At 30.5% G+C, this 17,800-nt stretch carries 18 protein-coding genes; 13 read left to right on the top strand and 5 right to left on the bottom strand.

The genetic code is table 11. The features are described from left to right. Positions 1-5: 5 nt before the first annotated feature. Positions 6-374: a ribosome silencing factor gene (rsfS, locus tag MK851_RS12800; RefSeq protein WP_047789323.1), complete on the bottom strand. Its 369-nt coding sequence runs from the start codon at positions 372-374 to the stop codon at positions 6-8. Between the two features lie 86 nt (positions 375-460). On the opposite strand from rsfS, the gene MK851_RS12805 reads away from it, so the two are divergent. Further along, on the top strand, positions 461-1,198 hold the full coding sequence (locus tag MK851_RS12805; RefSeq protein WP_320244282.1) for a biotin--[acetyl-CoA-carboxylase] ligase: 738 nt from the start codon (positions 461-463) through the stop codon (positions 1,196-1,198). Here MK851_RS12805 and MK851_RS12810 read toward each other — a convergent pair. Next, positions 1,193-1,582 carry an SRPBCC family protein gene (locus tag MK851_RS12810; protein WP_320244283.1) on the bottom strand — a complete coding sequence of 130 codons (390 nt, stop codon included), beginning with the start codon at positions 1,580-1,582 and terminating at the stop codon, positions 1,193-1,195. The two genes, MK851_RS12805 and MK851_RS12810, sit on opposite strands and share 6 nt — an antisense overlap. 10 nt (positions 1,583-1,592) lie before the next feature. Next, positions 1,593-2,243, bottom strand: coding sequence for an orotate phosphoribosyltransferase (pyrE, locus tag MK851_RS12815; protein ID WP_303506945.1), 651 nt, complete (start codon positions 2,241-2,243; stop codon positions 1,593-1,595). Between the two features lie 7 nt (positions 2,244-2,250). Here pyrE and MK851_RS12820 point away from each other — a divergent pair, with 7 nt between their 5' ends. From MK851_RS12820 to MK851_RS12855, 8 genes are all read left to right on the top strand, one after another. After that, on the top strand, positions 2,251-2,871 hold the full coding sequence (locus MK851_RS12820) for an NUDIX hydrolase (protein ID WP_320244284.1): 621 nt from the start codon (positions 2,251-2,253) through the stop codon (positions 2,869-2,871). A gap of 121 nt (positions 2,872-2,992) precedes the next feature. Then, on the top strand, positions 2,993-4,900 hold the full coding sequence (gene dnaK / locus MK851_RS12825; protein WP_303506941.1) for a molecular chaperone DnaK: 1,908 nt from the start codon (positions 2,993-2,995) through the stop codon (positions 4,898-4,900). A gap of 267 nt (positions 4,901-5,167) precedes the next feature. Further along, positions 5,168-7,333: a choice-of-anchor D domain-containing protein gene (locus tag MK851_RS12830; protein ID WP_320244285.1), complete on the top strand. Its 2,166-nt coding sequence runs from the start codon at positions 5,168-5,170 to the stop codon at positions 7,331-7,333. 89 nt (positions 7,334-7,422) lie between these two features. After that, positions 7,423-8,748, top strand: coding sequence for a hypothetical protein (locus MK851_RS12835; RefSeq protein ID WP_320244286.1), 1,326 nt, complete (start codon positions 7,423-7,425; stop codon positions 8,746-8,748). Between the two features lie 88 nt (positions 8,749-8,836). After that, positions 8,837-11,752: a histidine kinase gene (locus tag MK851_RS12840; protein WP_320244287.1), complete on the top strand. Its 2,916-nt coding sequence runs from the start codon at positions 8,837-8,839 to the stop codon at positions 11,750-11,752. A 2-nt stretch (positions 11,753-11,754) separates the two neighbouring features. Then, positions 11,755-12,504, top strand: a complete 750-nt coding sequence (locus tag MK851_RS12845; RefSeq protein ID WP_320244288.1) for a LytTR family DNA-binding domain-containing protein — start codon at positions 11,755-11,757, stop codon at positions 12,502-12,504. A gap of 9 nt (positions 12,505-12,513) precedes the next feature. Continuing rightward, the gene (locus MK851_RS12850; protein WP_320244289.1) at positions 12,514-12,936 is read left to right on the top strand and encodes a secondary thiamine-phosphate synthase enzyme YjbQ; all 423 of its coding nucleotides are present in this window, start codon (positions 12,514-12,516) and stop codon (positions 12,934-12,936) included. Beyond that, positions 12,937-13,464, top strand: coding sequence for a hypothetical protein (locus MK851_RS12855; RefSeq protein WP_320244290.1), 528 nt, complete (start codon positions 12,937-12,939; stop codon positions 13,462-13,464). Here MK851_RS12855 and MK851_RS12860 read toward each other — a convergent pair. Next, a complete protein-coding gene (locus MK851_RS12860; RefSeq protein ID WP_303506927.1) occupies positions 13,459-13,893 on the bottom strand; it encodes a hypothetical protein in 435 nt (144 codons plus the stop codon). The genes MK851_RS12855 and MK851_RS12860 overlap by 6 nt on opposite strands. A gap of 114 nt (positions 13,894-14,007) precedes the next feature. Here MK851_RS12860 and MK851_RS12865 point away from each other — a divergent pair, with 114 nt between their 5' ends. From MK851_RS12865 to MK851_RS12880, 4 genes are all read left to right on the top strand, one after another. Continuing rightward, entirely contained in the window at positions 14,008-15,321 is a 1,314-nt protein-coding gene (locus tag MK851_RS12865) for an NAD(P)/FAD-dependent oxidoreductase (RefSeq protein ID WP_320244291.1), read from the top strand. Next, positions 15,308-15,616: a hypothetical protein gene (locus MK851_RS12870; RefSeq protein WP_320244292.1), complete on the top strand. Its 309-nt coding sequence runs from the start codon at positions 15,308-15,310 to the stop codon at positions 15,614-15,616. Before MK851_RS12865 ends, MK851_RS12870 begins: the two co-directional genes overlap by 14 nt. Positions 15,617-15,976: 360 nt before the next feature. Continuing rightward, positions 15,977-16,510, top strand: coding sequence for an alpha/beta hydrolase (locus MK851_RS12875; protein WP_303506920.1), 534 nt, complete (start codon positions 15,977-15,979; stop codon positions 16,508-16,510). Beyond that, positions 16,497-17,420 carry an AraC family transcriptional regulator gene (locus tag MK851_RS12880; RefSeq protein ID WP_320244293.1) on the top strand — a complete coding sequence of 308 codons (924 nt, stop codon included), beginning with the start codon at positions 16,497-16,499 and terminating at the stop codon, positions 17,418-17,420. Before MK851_RS12875 ends, MK851_RS12880 begins: the two co-directional genes overlap by 14 nt. Positions 17,421-17,492: 72 nt before the next feature. On the opposite strand, the gene MK851_RS12885 is transcribed toward MK851_RS12880, so the two are convergent. After that, positions 17,493-17,768, bottom strand: a complete 276-nt coding sequence (locus tag MK851_RS12885) for a hypothetical protein (RefSeq protein WP_303506913.1) — start codon at positions 17,766-17,768, stop codon at positions 17,493-17,495. Between the last annotated feature and the right edge of the window lie 32 nt (positions 17,769-17,800).

The raw sequence follows: 17,800 nt of genomic DNA on the forward strand, positions 1-17,800 counted from the left end.
AGCAATTATGCTGGATTGATTTCTGTAATTTTTGCATCTCCCCAAAGGCTTTCAATATCGTAAAATTCACGAACTTGTTTTTGAAAGATATGTACAACAACGTTTACGTAATCCATAAGAACCCATTCAGAGTTTCCTTGCCCTTCAATATGCCAAGGTTTATCTTTTAGTTCTTTACTTACTATTTTTTGTACAGAGCCCGAAATGGCATTTACTTGTGTGTTCGAGTTAGCAGAACAAACTACAAAATAATCACAAACAGTGTTTTCTATCTCTCTTAAATCTAGTAATTGGATATCCTCTCCTTTTACATCATCAATCCCTTTAATAATCACAGCTAAAAGATCGTCTGTGTTTGTTTGTTTTATTGTCATTAAAAAAAATTAAGTTTTAGCAAAGTTATTATTTTTTTGCGAGTAATTTATGTAATATTGATACTTGTTTTACACGCAAAACCTACATGAAAATAATCAAACTTAATGCCATCGACTCTACCAACACCTTTTTAAAGAATATGGTGTCAAAAGTGGTAGTTGATGATTTTACAGTGGTGGTTGCAAAAACGCAAACCAAGGGGAGGGGGCAAATGAATTCTGAATGGGTTGTTGAAGAGGGGAAAAACCTTACTTTTAGTGTGTTTTCTAGGTTTATAGATTTAAAAGTGGAGAATCATAAATATTTGAATTTTTGCGTTTCACTGAGTGTTTTTCAAGCTTTAGAAGCGTTGGGATTGCTAAATTTGTCGGTAAAATGGCCAAACGACATTCTGTCAGGAAATAAAAAGCTAGGAGGTATATTAATTGAAAATATCCTGAAAGGTAGTAATATAGTGTCTTCTGTAATAGGAATTGGGGTTAATGTAAATCAAAATTCATTTCCTGAGAATTTACCCAATGCGTCTTCTGTAAAAAAGATTTTAGGAAGAGAATTTGATTTGGATGTGTTATTAGAAAATATTTTAAAGAATCTAAAAGGGTATTTTAATCTCTTAGAAAGAAAAGAATATAATTTACTAGAAGAGGCTTACTTAAAAGTATTGTATAAAAAAAATGTTCCAACGATGTTTAAAAACAGCCAGAACATTTTATTTATGGGTAAAATTATTGGAGTTTCAAAAAATGGAAATCTCGAAATAGAGTTAGAAAACGAAACGATTCAAGAATTTGGTTTGAAAGAAGTTTCGTTTGCCACTTTATAGCTTTTCTAAATTTTCAGTTAGCGTACCAATAAACTTTGTTAATGGTGCTTTAACTATCATAGCCATCATTGCATTAAATTCACCGTTGAATTTTAAAGTAGCTTGACTCTCATTATCGCCAATCTCAATAATGTTAGCAGCTAAAGTAAAAGGTAATTTACTACTTGCGGCACCTAAAGTAACATTTGAGTATTCCGTTTTTTCTTTCATTACTAAACGAATTTCTGGCATACCTTTTAAGCCAAAAATAAAACTATCACCATCAACCTCAAATTTTTGAGTATTTTCAGGCATTAGTTGTTCAAAGTTTTCTAATTTGGTTAGAAATTCAAATAAATCTTTAGATGATTTTTTTACAGTAACTGTATTTCCTTCTATATTCATTATTGTGTTGTTATTTATCGTTTTGATTCCATTCACTAGGGGCAATTCTCCAATCTTCTAAAGTTCGAAGTTCTTCACTAGTAATATATTTACTATCTAAAGCTTGCTCTAATAAATGCTCGTAATTACTTAAAGTAGTAAGTTCTACTTTATCATTGTTAAAATTCTCTGTAGCAATATTAAATCCATAAGAAAAAATAGCAATCATTCCTTTTACATTGGCATGTGCTTCTTTCAATGCTTTTACAGCATTTAAACTACTTTTACCTGTACTAATTAAATCCTCAATAACTACTACGTTTTGACCACTTTCTATATGTCCTTCAATTTGGTTTTGTCTACCATGTTTTTTAGGTTCAGGCCTAACGTATACAAAAGGCACTCCTAATTCTTGAGCAACTAATATACCAATAGCAATAGCGCCAGTAGCAACTCCTGCAATAACATCAGGTTTGCCATGTTTTTCTTCTACTAGTTTAGCAATTTCTTGTTTTAAAAAGTTTCTAACGGGAGGGTACGATAATGTGATTCTGTTGTCACAGTAAATAGGTGATTTCCAACCAGAAGCCCATGTGAAAGGTTCTTGGGGGCTTAATTTTATAGCCTTAATTTGCAAAAGAAGCTCGGCAGTTTTTTTTGCTGTATCTTTGTTAAAATCCATAGCGCAAATGTATAAAGTTTTTGTTAATGATAAACCAATAATCTTTACAACTTCAATTAAAAATGAAGAAGATTATCCAGTTTATATTTACAAAAATACAATTATTGAAGAACTTATTTATAAGTTAAAAGTAGGTAAATTAAGTAGTGTTTATATCTATTCTAATAACCTGACAGAGGATTGGTTAGATTTTAAAGTAAAGTTTAAAGTAATTACAGCGGCTGGAGGACTAGTTTTAAATGAAAACAAAAAAATACTATTTATTTATAGAGGAAATAAATGGGACTTGCCTAAAGGACGCGTTGAAGAAGGGGAAGGATTAGAAGCAGCAGCTGTTAGAGAGGTTGAGGAAGAATGTGGTATAGAAAAACTAATAGTTCAACAAAAACTACTCGTTACTTATCATTTATTTATGCAACAAAACGAATATCGTTTAAAAGAAACACACTGGTATTTAATGTATTCTAATTATAAAGGAAGTTTGACACCTCAATTAGAAGAAGGTATTACCAAAGTTGTGTTTAAAGACAAAAAAGTCAGAAACAAAGCGTTACAAAATACATTTGCGAATATAAAAATGGTATATGAATCCTATTTAAAAACTGTAATCGATGACACTCTGTCATAAAAAACAACTTGTTTTACACCTTTTTCTGTCAAAATATAGGTGAAAAATCAATGGCATACACTTTGACTACTATTACTCGTAAAATTGAATTTAAAACTTTTAAAAAAGATAAATAAAAATTATGAGTAAAATTATAGGTATAGATTTAGGTACTACGAACTCATGTGTGTCTGTAATGGAAGGTAATGAGCCAGTAGTAATTCCAAATGCAGAAGGAAAAAGAACAACCCCTTCTATTGTAGCATTTGTTGAAGGAGGAGAGCGTAAAGTAGGAGATCCTGCAAAGCGTCAAGCGGTAACTAACCCAACTAAAACAGTTTATTCTATTAAACGTTTTATGGGGAATAAATATTCTGAGTCTGAAAGAGAAGCAGGAAGAATTCCTTACAATGTTGTAAAAGGGGACAACGATACACCAAGAGTAAAGATTGATGATCGTATGTACACGCCTCAAGAAATTTCTGCAATGATATTGCAGAAAATGAAGAAAACTGCTGAAGACTATTTAGGTCAAGGAGTTTCTGAAGCGGTAATTACTGTACCAGCATACTTTAACGATGCGCAGCGTCAAGCAACTAAAGAAGCAGGTGAGATTGCTGGATTAAAAGTTCGTCGTATTATCAACGAACCAACTGCAGCAGCTCTAGCTTACGGATTGGATAAAGCAAACGATGATAAGAAAATTGTTGTATTTGACTTTGGTGGAGGTACACACGATGTTTCTATCTTAGAATTAGGAGACGGAGTATTTGAAGTATTAGCTACTGATGGTGATACACACTTAGGAGGTGATGATGTTGATGAGAAAATCATTAACTGGTTAGCAGATGAGTTTAATGCTGAAGAAAACATGGATTTACGTAAAGATCCTATGGCATTACAACGTTTAAAAGAAGCTGCTGAAAAAGCAAAAATCGAATTATCAAGCACAACTTCTACAGAGATTAACTTACCATATATTACTGCTACAGCTAGTGGACCAAAGCACTTGGTAAGAACGTTAAGTAGAGCTAAGTTTGAGCAGTTAATTGATGATTTAGTAAAAAGAACGATTAAGCCATGTCAAACAGCGTTAAAGAATGCTGATTTATCAACATCTGATATTGATGAAGTAATTTTAGTAGGAGGATCAACTCGTATTCCTGCAATTCAAGAAGCAGTTGAGAAGTTCTTTGGGAAAGCACCAAGTAAAGGTGTAAACCCAGACGAGGTTGTATCGTTAGGAGCAGCAATTCAAGGAGGAGTGTTAACAGGTGATGTAAAAGACGTATTATTATTAGACGTTACACCTTTATCATTAGGAATTGAAACAATGGGTAATGTATTTACAAAGTTAATCGATGCAAATACAACCATTCCAACTAAAAAGTCGCAAGTATTCTCTACAGCAGTAGATAACCAACCATCGGTAGATATTCACGTATTACAAGGTGAAAGAGCGATGGCAGCAGATAACAAAACAATTGGCCGTTTCCAATTAACAGATATTCCACCAGCACAAAGAGGTGTTCCTCAAATTGAAGTAACTTTTGATATTGATGCAAACGGAATCATCAAAGTATCTGCAGTAGATAAAGCAACTGGTAAATCACAAGATATCCGTATCGAAGCTTCTTCAGGGTTATCTGATGAAGAAATTCAAAAGATGAAGCAAGAAGCTGAGGCAAATGCTGATGCTGACAAAAAAGCAAAAGAAACTGCTGAAAAAGTTAACGGAGCAGACTCTATGATTTTTCAAACAGAAAAGCAACTAAAAGAGTTTGGTGACAAATTATCAGCTGATAAAAAAGAGCCAATTGAAGTTGCTTTAGAAGAGTTAAAGAAAGCACACGAATCTAAAGACCTTGATGCTATTGATGCAGCAATGGAAAAGATTAATGAAGCTTGGAAAGTTGCCTCTGAAGAAATGTATAAAGCACAACAAGATGCACAAGCTAATGGAGCTGGTGCGCAAGGAGGTGCTGATGCAGGAGCTTCATCAGAAAGCGGAGATAACGTAGAAGATGTAGACTTTGAAGAAGTAAAATAAATTTTGATTGTATTATCCTAAAAAGCATTACAAGTTTTATTAGGACTATAGATATAAAAAGCTCGTCATTTGACGAGCTTTTTTACTTTTAAATAGATATTAGGTGTTTTAGAAACAAAAAAAAGTGTTTTAGAAAAAGATAAAATCACTTCAGCAGTTTTTTCATTGTAAGAGGTGTCTTGTGTGTAATTTTACTTCCAATATAAGGGAGAAGTGCTTTATAACTATAAGGAAGCACAAAAAATTAAATCAGAAAAATAAACACACATGAGAAAAAAAATTAACATGTATGCAAGTGCTATTCTTTTTGTACTTGTAAGTATCACAAGTTGTGATAAAGATGAAGAAATTATTCCAGCAGAGTTTTCTATTACTGATATAGAAAAGAATTTTGGAACAGTAGAAGTAGAACAAACTATTAACTATTCGTTTAAAGTAACAAATGAGGGAGGTTCAGATTTAGAAATAGATGAATTTGTATTAAAAGGAACAAATGCTGCTGATTTTTCAACTAGTGCAGTACCGAAAGTAATTAAAAAGGAAGAATCGTATACTTTTGAAATTTCCTTTGCTCCTTTAACAGAAGGAGAAAAAGAGGCTATCTTAGAAATTACGACTAATATTGGAAAAAAAGAAGTAAAAGTAACAGGAATTGCAAAACCAAAACCATTACCAGGTGTTGATTTAAGTGAAACGGCTTTGGTTTTTGGAAACGTAGAGATTAACCAAACAAAAGACGCTACGTTTACTATAACTAATAGTGGAGATGCAGATTTAGAAATTACGGGCTTTGAAATAAAAGGGGCCAATGCTGCTGATTTTTCAACTTCAGCAACAACAGAAACTTTAGCTGCTGGAGAAACAAAAAACATTACGGTAGTATTTGAGCCAACCAATGTAGGAGAAAAAACAGCAAGTTTAGAGGTGACAACTAATACAGGTGTTAAAGCTATTGCCTTAAGTGGTAAAGCTACAGCAACACCTATATCAGTTATAGAATTTAGTGAATCACCTGTAAGTTTTGGGAATGTTGAAGTAGGTAAAGACTTATCTAAAAATATTACAGTTTCTAATACAGGAAATGCAGATTTAGAGATTACTAATGTGAATATTATAGGAGGTAGTTCATCATCATCTTTTACAGTAATAGGAGGAACAAGTTCATTAATAAGAACTATTGCTCCAGGTGATACATATACTTTTGAAGTTAAGTTTACGCCAAGTTCACAAGGATCTGCTTCAGGATCTATTAAGTTTTTTAATAATTCTAGTGATAATGAAGCGTCTTTACCAATGAATGGAACAGGAACAGCACCAGCACAACCTGCAATTGCTTTTAGTGAAACTGGATTAAGTTTTGGAGATGTTACAGTAGGTAACTCTTCAAATGATTTAACTTTTGCTATTCAAAATAATGGTCAAGGAAGTTTAGAGGTAAGTAATATTAGAATGAGTGGACTTAACTCTAGTGACTTTACCTTGGTAAATGTATCTGCACCACAAACAATTGCTCCTAATGGTGGCGTTTATGAGGTAACAGCACGTTTTACACCACAATCTGAAGGACAAAAACAAGCAATGATAGTTGTAGAAAGCAATGATCCTACAAAACCAAGTTATGCTATTATGATTAATGGCACGGGGTTACAAGCCGCAACTGGTACTATTGTAAATATACCAGATGCTAATTTTAAAACGGCTTTAGTAGCTGATAACGCTATTAATACTAATGGAGATAGTGAAATTCAAGTATCAGAAGCTCAGGCATATTCAGGTTCAATTCGTGTTGATGGGTTAAGTATTTCAGATGTTACAGGTATAGAGGTTTTTGTGAATATTACAGAGTTTAATGCTATGAATAATTCGTTAACGAGTATAGATTTAAGTCAGAATACAGCAATAACAAGATTAACGTTAAGAGGGAATAATTTAACAGCTTTAGATCTTTCAGCTAATACAGCTTTACAAACTATATTAATTGAGCAGAATAATATAAACTCAATCGATTTATCTAATCACTCAAGTTTAGTTAGCTTTCAATGTGGAGGTAATAATATCTCAACATTATTATTACCAACAACAGCCAATGGGTTAAGAACTTTATACTTAGAGCAAAATCAAATTAGTACGTTAGATGTTTCTATGTATCCAAATTTAAGAACTTTAGTTGTTTACAACAACAATTTAACAAGTGTAGATATTTCTAATAATTCAAAAGTTAGGGGTTTACAAGTTAGAGGTAACAATTTAACAAGTTTAAACGTAGCAAATGGTAATAATGTAAATTTCATTTATATGGTTGCAGATAGAAATGATAACTTAACGTGTATTCAACATGATGCTGGTTTTGATCCTTTAAACCCACCAAATACGCAAGCAAACCAATGGGCTAAGCCATCTGGAGCTTCCTGGAGCACAGTCGCATGTCAATAAAAAACATTCCCTTTAAATAGTAATTCAAGAAAGAAAGTTACCTGTGTAAAAAGCAGGTAGCTTCTAATAGCATAAAAACAATAATAGAAATGAAAAAATATACAATATTAGTTTGTTTATTCTTCGCTAGTTTTTTGTTTCATCAAACAGCCAATGCTCAGTTTGGTAACATGTTAAAAAAAGCTAAGCAAAAAGTAACAAAAAAAATAGAAGAGAAAGCTTCTTCATCAATAGAAAAATCAGCTACAGGTTCAAGTACTAATTCAACGTCTAATACAAATGAGTATTCAGATGAAGAGTTTAAAAAAGAGTTAGCTAAAAAGTATCCCAACGATAAAGAAAAGCAAGATTTTTATTTTAAAAAGTATAAAGAATATCAACAAAAACAAGCAGCAGAAAAAGAAGCTTTGTTAGCTAAAGAAAATAGTAAAGGAACGGTTGTGAGTGAAATTCCTTCACCTATAGAAAGTAGTGAAAATGATAAATTTAAAGACAATCAAATTTATGTATTAAACAGAACGAAATTTAAAAAAATGCCTGCTTATGATGGTGGTTTTTCTGATAAAATGAAACTGTCTGGTTACTACCATCTATCACAATATTTTGTTAGAAATCCAACAAACCATTTTGATAGAGATCCAGGTGATATTTACGAAGGTTTTTCTATTGAATACGATCCAACATCATATCAGTTAAATGCATATTTTTCACCAAACCAAAAACGTTATGGTGTGGTTCCTGAAAAATATAGAAAATCTGCCGATAAAGGCAATATTCAGTTCCAATTTGGAATGGGAGACGGACCAGAATGGACTAATGCTAATGTTCTTTTATTGGAGCCAGGAGTATTATTAATTGGAGCAGAGGTATATCATAAAAACGATAACGTTGGTCATAAGTGGATGAATAATGCTCAACCAAAGCAGTTTGTAATTGCTGCAAAAAATCCAGAAAAAATTAAGAAGTATTATAAAAATCCTGAATTAACATCTCAAACAACTTTTGCTAAGTTTGATAACTTACGTAAAGATTGGTTAGGAGCAAAGTTAAATAGTGTAACAATGCCAGCAAAAGGAATTTTTGATAAAAACTCAGCAATTAAAAATGTAGCTGTAAACGGATTGAATAAATATTTTGGTAAAATGAGTATGCAAAATATATATCAATATATGACATCAAATAGGTGGTCAACAGTAAAACATAAGGTAACAGGAGTGCCTTTATATCAATGGGCTGTAGGAGCTGTTGTACAGAAAAATTCAGATGGACAATGTATGTTACAACAGTTTATAGTAAGAAGAGATTACACTGGAGGTGGAAAATATGGAAGTCCTTTTTTTAATGGAATTAACAGAGGAAGTGTTAGAGCTCCTTATGGAGGATATGTAAAATGTGATGCTAAACCTAAAAACTAAATATAGACTTTAAGTTAAGAGTAGTTCTAAAAGGTGGTGTTTTGCGTATTATTGCATAACCACCTTTTTTTGTAGTAAAATTAAATTTGTGAAAAAAACTTTTTATATACTAGTCTTTATTTCTTTTCTCTTTGAAAATGTATTTTCACAGGAGCCTTTTTATACACAATTTACATCTGATGATGGATTAGTATCTTTAGCAAATTATAATATTATACAAGATAAAAATAACCTAGTTTGGGTGGGAGGGGAGCAAGGTTTGTTTTATTACAATGGTAAAAGATTTAGGCAAGTTAAAAATACTATTTCAACCACAAAAAGTATTTTTAACTTACAAATAGATGAGGAAGGACAAATTTGGTGTTCGACCATTTCAGGACATATTTATAAAGTAGTAAATAAAGAACTACAATTATTTAAAGATTTTTCAAATGATTTAAAAGGAACCTATGCTCATTTAATAGTGATGAAGAATAATATCTTTTTTCTATCACAGAAGAAGAGCTATCTTATAGCTAAAAAAACCGGATTTGTAAAAAAAGATTTAAATGCAGAAATTTCAAAAATAACAAAATCTGAAAACGGTTTTTTTTATTATAATTTAAAAGAAAGAAATATAATTACTCATGTTTATGAAAATGAAGATGAACCTGTTTTTAGAAAAGTAAAATGTAATAAAGAAAAATATTTTTTAGATAATGGAAACTTTCAAATGTTTCAATGGTTCGATGAGATTGTAATTAAGTTAGATAAAGATGTCTTAAAACCATTTTCAATTAATATACATACAAGAAAAATTACCACAACAAAACTCCCTCAAGCTCTTGAAAAAGCACAGATTTATAATACCAAAAAGTTTAAAGAAAACTGGTTGTTAACATCAAAAGGTATTTACAGAACTTTAAATAAGAATAAAGTAAATAATACTAAACAAATTTTTAAAGACTATCATATAACCGATGTTTTAAAAGATTATGAGAATAATTATTGGCTTACAACACTGCAAAATGGAATTTTCGTTGTGCCAAGTTTAGAAATAACGAAGAAAAGTTTTTTAGAGATAAAAGAAGATATTATCTCAATAGAAACTATTGGTAATAATAGGCTGTTATTAGGAACTCAAAATGGTAATTTAATAGATTACAATACAAAAGGTAACGATTATAAAATTATCAGTTTATCTAATCAACGACCTGTTAATAAAATAAAATATAATAAAAACCTACAAAAAGCATATATAAGCACAAACGGAACTAGTAGCTATACATATGATATAAAAAAGTTAAAAATTACTAATGCAGGAAATCAGTTTACCACAGCTAAAGATTTTACGAAAATAAATAAAGATTCATTGGTGTATCTATCATATCGACGTGCTATTATTTATACTCAACTTTCTAGGAACAAGGAATATATAGTTTTAGAAAACAAAAGACCTATTAGTACTCATTACGATTCAAAAAACAAACTTATTTACGTTACTTATATTGATGGAACGGTAGCCTATAACAGTAAACTACAAACTATTCCAGTACATCATCAAAATAAACCTATTATTTTTTCTGAATATACTCAAACTACTAACGGTAAAATATGGGCAACTACAAGAGATAAAATTTTAGGTTTAGAGGCAGGAAAAGTAACTGACAGCATAACATGTTTAAACGGATTGTTACAATCTCAAATAAAAGGAATTTTAGGGAAGGACAATTTTCTATGGATTGTTACTGAAAAAGGAATACAGCGATACGATACAGATAAAAAAATAATAAATACAATAAATTTAACTGATAAAAGTGCTATAAAATTTAAAACTCCAGTAATACAAAATAATTATTTATGGATACCTGGTAACAATTTTTTATGTAGAATAAATACATCTGTTCCAGAGTTAATAGAACCAAAATTAGCTCCGTTAGCCTACATAAGTAATGTTAAAATTGGAGGAATAGAACAAGAAATAAAAACAAAATACAAACTGCCTTACAAAACTAACGACATTACATTTAACTTTAATGCTAATGGATTTAAATCTAGTAGTAAAAATGTTTTTCAATATAAACTTTTAGGTTTTAATACAGAGTGGCAAACATCTGAGTTAAACGATGATGTAGTAAGGTATATTGGAATTCCATCAGGAAAATATAAGTTTTTACTTAGAACTAAAAGTTTAGATGGAAGTATAGGAAAAGAAAGTAAAGGAGTTAAAATAATTGTACAAAAGCCTTTTTGGGAAAGTTGGTGGTTTATTGTGACAATATTTATAATATCTGTTTTAGGAATAATAATATATTACCGAATTAAATTAAAATGGAAAGAAGAGGAAGGAGAGCGAGAACTAGAAAGGGTAATTTTAGATAGTAGAATAAGTAAGTTAAGGCTAGAAAACTTACGCTCACAAATGAACCCTCATTTCATTTTTAATTCCTTAGGAGCTATTCAAGATTATGTAATGAAGAATGAGAAATATTTAGCAAGTGATTACTTAGTTAAATTTTCTCGTTTAATAAGAATGTATTTAAATCATAGTAGAGTAAATGTAATACTACTCAAAGAAGAACTTAGTTCACTCGAGATTTATATATCATTAGAGCAATTACGATTTGAAAATAAATTTAAGGTTCACTTCTTAGTAGATAAAAACATAAATAAAGATCAAATTGAAGTTCCGCCGTTGTTTATACAACCTTTTGTAGAAAATGCTATAAAACACGGACTTGTTCATAAGAAAGACCGAGGGAATTTATGGATAACAGTAGAAGAAAATATTAACAAGGTTTTAATTATAACGATAAAAGATGATGGTGTTGGACGAAAAAAATCTTCAGAAATTAATAAGAAAAGAAAAGGACATAAGTCTTTTGCTGTAAACGCTACTCAAGAGCGAGTTTTGTTGTATAAGAAAGAAAAGTTATTTGATATTTCAGTAGATTTTACGGATAAAGTAGATGAAAACAATAATGCTACAGGAACGATAGTAACACTAAAAATAAAAAGAATTTAATAATGAAAGCTTTAATAATTGATGATGAGGCAAAAGCACGTAGTGTAATGAAAACGATGCTTACAGAGTTTTTTCCTGAAATAAAAAATGTTATTACAGCAGATAACTTAGTAAATGGAGTAAAGTCAATTAAAGAAAACAATCCAGATATTGTTTTTTTAGATATTGAAATGCCTGAGTACTCAGGTTTAGAAATATTAGATTTTATTTCAGAACCTATAGAGTTTCAATTAATTTTTACAACAGCATATCAACAATACGCATTAGAAGCATTAAAATTATCTGCAATAGACTATTTGGTTAAACCAATTGATAGAGAAGAGTTACGAGTAGCTATAAATAAAGCAAAAGTTAATATTAACCAAAAAAAGGTAACAGCACAATTTTCAGAGTTAAAAAAAGCCATTCAATCGTTATCATCACATAAAATAGCTTTAGAAGTACCAGGAGAAATTATTTTTGTTTCGCATGAAGATATTTTATACTTAGAAGCAGATGGAATGTATACAAAAGTACATTTAGCAAATAGAGAAAGAGAATTAATTTGTAAACCACTAGCATACTTTGAAAATCAACTTCAGGGAAATAACTTATTTTTTAGATGTCATAGATCTTACTTAATAAACCTTCATTATTTAGAAAAATTTGTAAAAAAAGACGGAGATTTTTTACTAATGCAAAATCAAACAACAATTCCTATTTCAAAAACAAAAAAGCAAGAATTTCTAAAAATTATAAAAGAAGTATTTTAGATTTGTAAAATGCAATTTTATCAAAAAGAAATTCAATTACCAGCATTTAATAGAGGCTATCATTTAATTACAGGTGTTTTGTTAGAAGCACTTCCAGAACTTGAAAATATTCAAATAGGTCAGCTACAAATATTTATAAAGCATACATCTGCAAGTTTAACCATTAATGAAAATGCAGATCCTACCGTTCGAATAGATTTCGAATCGCATATCAATAAAATGATTCCTGAAAATATGCCATACTATAAACACAATTATGAAGGTGCCGATGATATGCCAGCACATATTAAAAGTTCTATGTTAGGATGTCAGGTACAAATTCCAATTACCAATGGAAAGCTCAACTTAGGAACTTGGCAAGGAATATACTTAGGTGAGCATAGAAATTATGGAGGTAAAAGAAAAATAGTACTAACCGCTTTTGGAAATTAAATGAAGTATCATAAATTCAATTTTTACCGAAGTACGTACTGTGAGTTTGAAATGCAAAATGTCAATTTCTTTGATGATATGAAGGCGCATTTTCAAAGTAAATCAGGTAGTTATTACTATTACACAGCGGAGGGTGTTTTTCGTTATTCAAATCACTGGGGTAGAGTAGCCAATTGTCGTTGGAAGATTCAAGGGATAGATAATTATAAAAATCAGCAATATTATGTAGGATATGCAAATTGGTCAAGCTTTTATCCACTAAATACCACAGATAAAGTATTTTATTTAGATGTTGACTATGCAAAAGCCAAAGTAAGCATTAAAAGAGTGAAAAATAACGCTACAAATAACCAATATTTAATGACTTCAGAGTTTGCACATCAGCGCTTAAAACAAATTCAAACTTTGTTTAAAGAATACAAGTGGGCACGTTATTATGAAGAGGATATTGAAACTTTAAGAAAAATAATAATTGATAAACTCATCACAACAAACAAAACCTTACAGCAAGTAAAATTTGAGTTATGAATCTTTATAATCTCTATTAACACCAATACTAAACCCAAAACGGGTATCACTTTCCCTACCTAGCCTGTGAATAGCAACTTTTCCTAATGGAATTTTGCCAAACTCATTATTGGTAATTTCTTCATTATTTAAAAAAAGCTTTCCTTTAAACTGTTTTTTGGTGTTATATTCACTTCTATCTTTTTTATTCTGATAAACATTCATAGATAAAATATTATCTCTATCAGTATAACCACAAAAAATACCGTGTGTATCCCAAATAATATAATCATTACTTTTTTTTAGTTCTCTACTAGGTTTACCTAAAACATCAACTAAAGTGGTATAATTAGTGGGAAATGTAAGGGGTTTATTATTAATATGTATAACGTTAGTATCACATATAATAGTTAAACTCGTTACTTTTTTCTTTTTAAAAAAATTAAACATGACAGTTCTTGATTTGATTAACGGGGGTTAAACGTAAAACTAAAAAATAAATTTTAACTAACTCCTTTCTCTTTTAGTTAAATTTGCTAATTAGATTTAAAATCCTAATAAACAATGAACATACCTCAAACAAGTTTTCCTCGAATAATAATTATAGGAGGTGGGTTTGCAGGATTAGCAGTAGCAAGAGCTTTAGAAAACCAAGATTTACAGGTGGTTTTAATAGATAAGCACAATTACCATACTTTTCAACCTTTATTATATCAAGTAGCTACAGGAGGGTTAGAACCTGATAGCATAGCGTTTCCTTTAAGAAAAAGATTTAACGATATAGAAAACTTTTTCTTTAGGCTAGCAAAAGTTACACAAATACATCCAGAGAAAAACTATATAGAAACTACGATAGGAAATTTAGAATATGATGAACTAATTATAGCAACAGGATCAACAACTAATTTCTTTGGAAACACTAATATTCAAAAGTACGCTATGGAAATGAAATCGGTTCCACAAGCACTAAATATTCGTAGTTTGGTATTAGAAAACTTTGAAGAAGCATTATTGGTTACCGATTTAGAAAAACGAAGAGCGTTAATGAATTTTGTAATCGTTGGAGGTGGACCAACGGGAGTAGAGTTAGCTGGAGCTTTGGCAGAAATGAAAAAAGGAATTTTACCTAAAGATTACCCAGACTTAGATATTCGACAGATGAAAATCAACCTCATCCAAAGCTCAGGAGAGCTATTAAAAGGGATGAGTAATAGAGCTTCTAAAAAAGCGGAAGATTTTTTAATAAAACTAGGCGTAAATGTGTGGAAAAATCTTCGTGTGCTAGACTACGACGGAGAAACTGTTACCACAAACAGAGATGATCACTTTAAATCGCAAACAGTTATTTGGGCAGCAGGAGTAAAAGGAGACGCTATTAATGGTTTAAAACAAGAGAGTGTAGTTGAAAGAGCCAACCGATTTAAAGTAGACGAATATAATAAGGTAATTGGTTATGATAATATATATGCAATTGGTGATATAGCATATATGGAAGCAAAAGGTTATAAAAGAGGACACCCAATGATGGCACAACCAGCCATTCAACAAGGACGATTGTTAGGTAAAAATATCTTAGCAAAATTAAAAAGTAAAAAACAAAAGCCATTTGTGTATAACGATAAAGGTTCCATGGCAACTATTGGAAGAAATAAAGCGGTAGTAGATTTATCTCGTTGGAAATTTCAAGGAGTTTTTGCATGGTTTATTTGGATGTTTGTACACTTATTTTCACTTATCGGATTTAGAAACAAAGCAGTAGTATTTATGAATTGGGTGTATAATTATGTACGCTTTGATAGAGAAACTAGGCTTATCATACGACCTTATAAAAAGAAAAATAAATACAGCTTTAAAGAACAAGAAAATGGCAATTACTAGAAACGTTAAATGCCCTAATTGCGGAGTTTTTAATACCAATAGAGATTACTGTAAAAACTGCAACACATTAATTTCTTTTAAAAAAAAACAAGAACAAAAAGTTATAGCTTACAAACAAGAAGAACTCAAAAAAGCGAAGCATGAAATAGAAAACCCTAATTTAGCAGAACGATTAAAAAAACATCCATTTTGGTTGTATCGTGTTGTTGGTTGGATTTTATATTCAGCATATTTATTGGTGAGTGCTATAGGTGCTTTAATAGCATGGTTTATAGCTATGGTAGCAGCAGGGTAGTGTGCGAAAAAAGATACTTACATATTATTTTATAATTTCAATAGTTATAGGAAGTCTTATCTATGTTGCACAAAAATTAAGTGTAAAACTTCCCTCTTTCATTAATAATTATGTGAACGACTTTCTAATAATACCTATAATATTAACTATATGCCTTTATATTTTAAGATGGAGTAAGAATAATAAATATTATCAAATACCTTTAGGGGTAATAATTTATATATGCGGATTATATTCGGTTTTTTTTGAGTTTATAATACCGAAATATATGGAAAGGTATACAGCAGACATATTTGATGCTATTTTATATTTTATAGGAGGTTTTGTGTTTTTTATTTTGCAAAAAAAAGGTAGAAGTACATGAAAAATCGATTAATAATTTTATCAGACCTTTGGGGAACGACTGATACTCGTTGGGTTTCGATGTATGTTGATAAACTGTCAGAAGACTTTGAGGTTACATTTTATAGTAGCTGTGAACTATCTGAAATGCCAGAAAAGAATTTGTCAGAAGAAGAGCGACACCATTTTTTTGTAAACGGAGGAATAGAGAAGGCAGTTAAAAACTTAATAGAGTTAGAAAAAGAACGACTTACTGTTTTAGCTTTTAGCATAGGAGGAACTATAGTTTGGAAAGCCTGTTTAAAAGGTTTAGATGTTGAAAGTCTTTATACTGTTTCAGCTACAAGATTACGTTATGAAATAGAAAAAAACAAAGGAAAAATAGTGCTTTATTATGGTGAAAAAGATACTTATAAACCAAATAATAATTGGTTTGAAAGAATGGAGGTTGATTATAGTATAATTCCACAGAAAGCTCATGAGGTGTATAAGGAAGAAGAATTTGCTACCAAGTTATGTTTACAAATAAAAAGTAGTTATGAAATCATCTAAAAAAACACCTAATAAAACAGCAATTCGCATAAGCAAGGCTATCTATTTTATAGAAGAAAACTTAGAAAAGAAACTTATTCTAGAAGAAATAGCAGGAAGAGCTTACTTCTCTCCATATCATTTTCACAGACTTTTTAAGGCAGTAACTAAAGAAACCGTTAATGATTTTATAACCAGAAAGAGAGTAGAAAAATCGGCTTCGTTTTTACTAAATAAAAAAAGCAAAACGATTACAGAAGTGTCTGAAATAGTTGGTTTTACAAGTTTGTCATCGTTTTCAAGAGCATTTAAAAAATTTTACGGAATGAGTCCTGCTGAATTTAAAAAAGAAAGTCCATCTAAATATAGCAAGATTTGTAAAACAGAAAGCAAGAATGGAAAAATAGAAACACAGTTTGAACAATACATTTGTAATATAGATACAAACTTAAAATGGATGCAAATGAAAGCTAAAACTGAAGTAAAAAAAATGCCAACCTTAAAAGTAGCCTACTTAACACATCAAGGAAAAATGGATGCAGTAGAAAATGCTTACCATAAACTAATGAAGTGGGCTTACCCTAAAGGGTTAATGCAGCAGGAAAATTTAAGAATGTTAACGGTATATCACGACAGTCCTAAAATTACTGATGAAGACAAAATAAGAATGAGTGTTTGTTTAACTTTAAATTCAGAGGTAAAAACTGAAGGAGAAGTAAGTATAAAAGAAATACCAGAAGCAAAATGTGTGGTTTCTCGTTTAGAAATTACTCCGTCAGAATTTCAACAAGCATGGGAAAGTAGTTTTGTGTGGATGAGTGAACATGGTTTCAAAAAAGCAGATCAAGATCCGTACGAGATTTTTTATAACAATCCTAATGAGCATCCAGAAGGTAAATGTATCGTAGACATTTGTATACCTGTAGAGTAAAATACCATAAAACAAAAATAGTGCATAGCACTATTTTTGTTTTATGGTATCAAAGGTTTAATGTTTTATCACCTAAGATAATTCTTTTATAGTATTAGGTTTTGCAGACAACATATTTCTAACAACAAAATAACTAACTAAACCACAAGCCAGTCCTACCATTGCAGCAGGGAAAATAGTATTATCATTTATACCCACAGTAAAGGCAAATATTACAAAACCTAAGATTTCAGCTCCAAACCAAGAACCAATCATTATACCTCTCCATTTTTTAGGACTTTCTCCTTTTTCTTCTGCTAATTCAGCTATTTTCTTACCTAAAAAAACTAATGCTAATATTTCTATCATACTTTTATTTTTGATTAAATTTTTCTTTTCAT

This window comes from Tenacibaculum sp. 1B UA (genome assembly GCF_033978845.1).
Classification (GTDB): Bacteria; Bacteroidota; Bacteroidia; order Flavobacteriales; family Flavobacteriaceae; genus Polaribacter.

What these genes read in the sequence shown, in the direction of transcription:
- MK851_RS12860 (WP_303506927.1), bottom strand. Translation starts at nt 13,893, where the DNA reads ATGTTTAATTTTTTTAAAAAGAAAAAAGTAACGAGTTTAACTATTATA.
- rsfS (WP_047789323.1), bottom strand. Translation starts at nt 374, where the DNA reads ATGACAATAAAACAAACAAACACAGACGATCTTTTAGCTGTGATTATT.
- MK851_RS12870 (WP_320244292.1), top strand. Translation starts at nt 15,308, where the DNA reads ATGGCAATTACTAGAAACGTTAAATGCCCTAATTGCGGAGTTTTTAAT.
- MK851_RS12855 (WP_320244290.1), top strand. Translation starts at nt 12,937, where the DNA reads ATGAAGTATCATAAATTCAATTTTTACCGAAGTACGTACTGTGAGTTT.
- MK851_RS12875 (WP_303506920.1), top strand. Translation starts at nt 15,977, where the DNA reads ATGAAAAATCGATTAATAATTTTATCAGACCTTTGGGGAACGACTGAT.
- MK851_RS12845 (WP_320244288.1), top strand. Translation starts at nt 11,755, where the DNA reads ATGAAAGCTTTAATAATTGATGATGAGGCAAAAGCACGTAGTGTAATG.
- MK851_RS12885 (WP_303506913.1), bottom strand. Translation starts at nt 17,768, where the DNA reads ATGATAGAAATATTAGCATTAGTTTTTTTAGGTAAGAAAATAGCTGAA.
- MK851_RS12805 (WP_320244282.1), top strand. Translation starts at nt 461, where the DNA reads ATGAAAATAATCAAACTTAATGCCATCGACTCTACCAACACCTTTTTA.
- dnaK (WP_303506941.1), top strand. Translation starts at nt 2,993, where the DNA reads ATGAGTAAAATTATAGGTATAGATTTAGGTACTACGAACTCATGTGTG.
- MK851_RS12835 (WP_320244286.1), top strand. Translation starts at nt 7,423, where the DNA reads ATGAAAAAATATACAATATTAGTTTGTTTATTCTTCGCTAGTTTTTTG.
- MK851_RS12820 (WP_320244284.1), top strand. Translation starts at nt 2,251, where the DNA reads ATGTATAAAGTTTTTGTTAATGATAAACCAATAATCTTTACAACTTCA.
- MK851_RS12865 (WP_320244291.1), top strand. Translation starts at nt 14,008, where the DNA reads ATGAACATACCTCAAACAAGTTTTCCTCGAATAATAATTATAGGAGGT.
- MK851_RS12810 (WP_320244283.1), bottom strand. Translation starts at nt 1,582, where the DNA reads ATGAATATAGAAGGAAATACAGTTACTGTAAAAAAATCATCTAAAGAT.
- MK851_RS12850 (WP_320244289.1), top strand. Translation starts at nt 12,514, where the DNA reads ATGCAATTTTATCAAAAAGAAATTCAATTACCAGCATTTAATAGAGGC.
- pyrE (WP_303506945.1), bottom strand. Translation starts at nt 2,243, where the DNA reads ATGGATTTTAACAAAGATACAGCAAAAAAAACTGCCGAGCTTCTTTTG.
- MK851_RS12880 (WP_320244293.1), top strand. Translation starts at nt 16,497, where the DNA reads ATGAAATCATCTAAAAAAACACCTAATAAAACAGCAATTCGCATAAGC.
- MK851_RS12830 (WP_320244285.1), top strand. Translation starts at nt 5,168, where the DNA reads ATGAGAAAAAAAATTAACATGTATGCAAGTGCTATTCTTTTTGTACTT.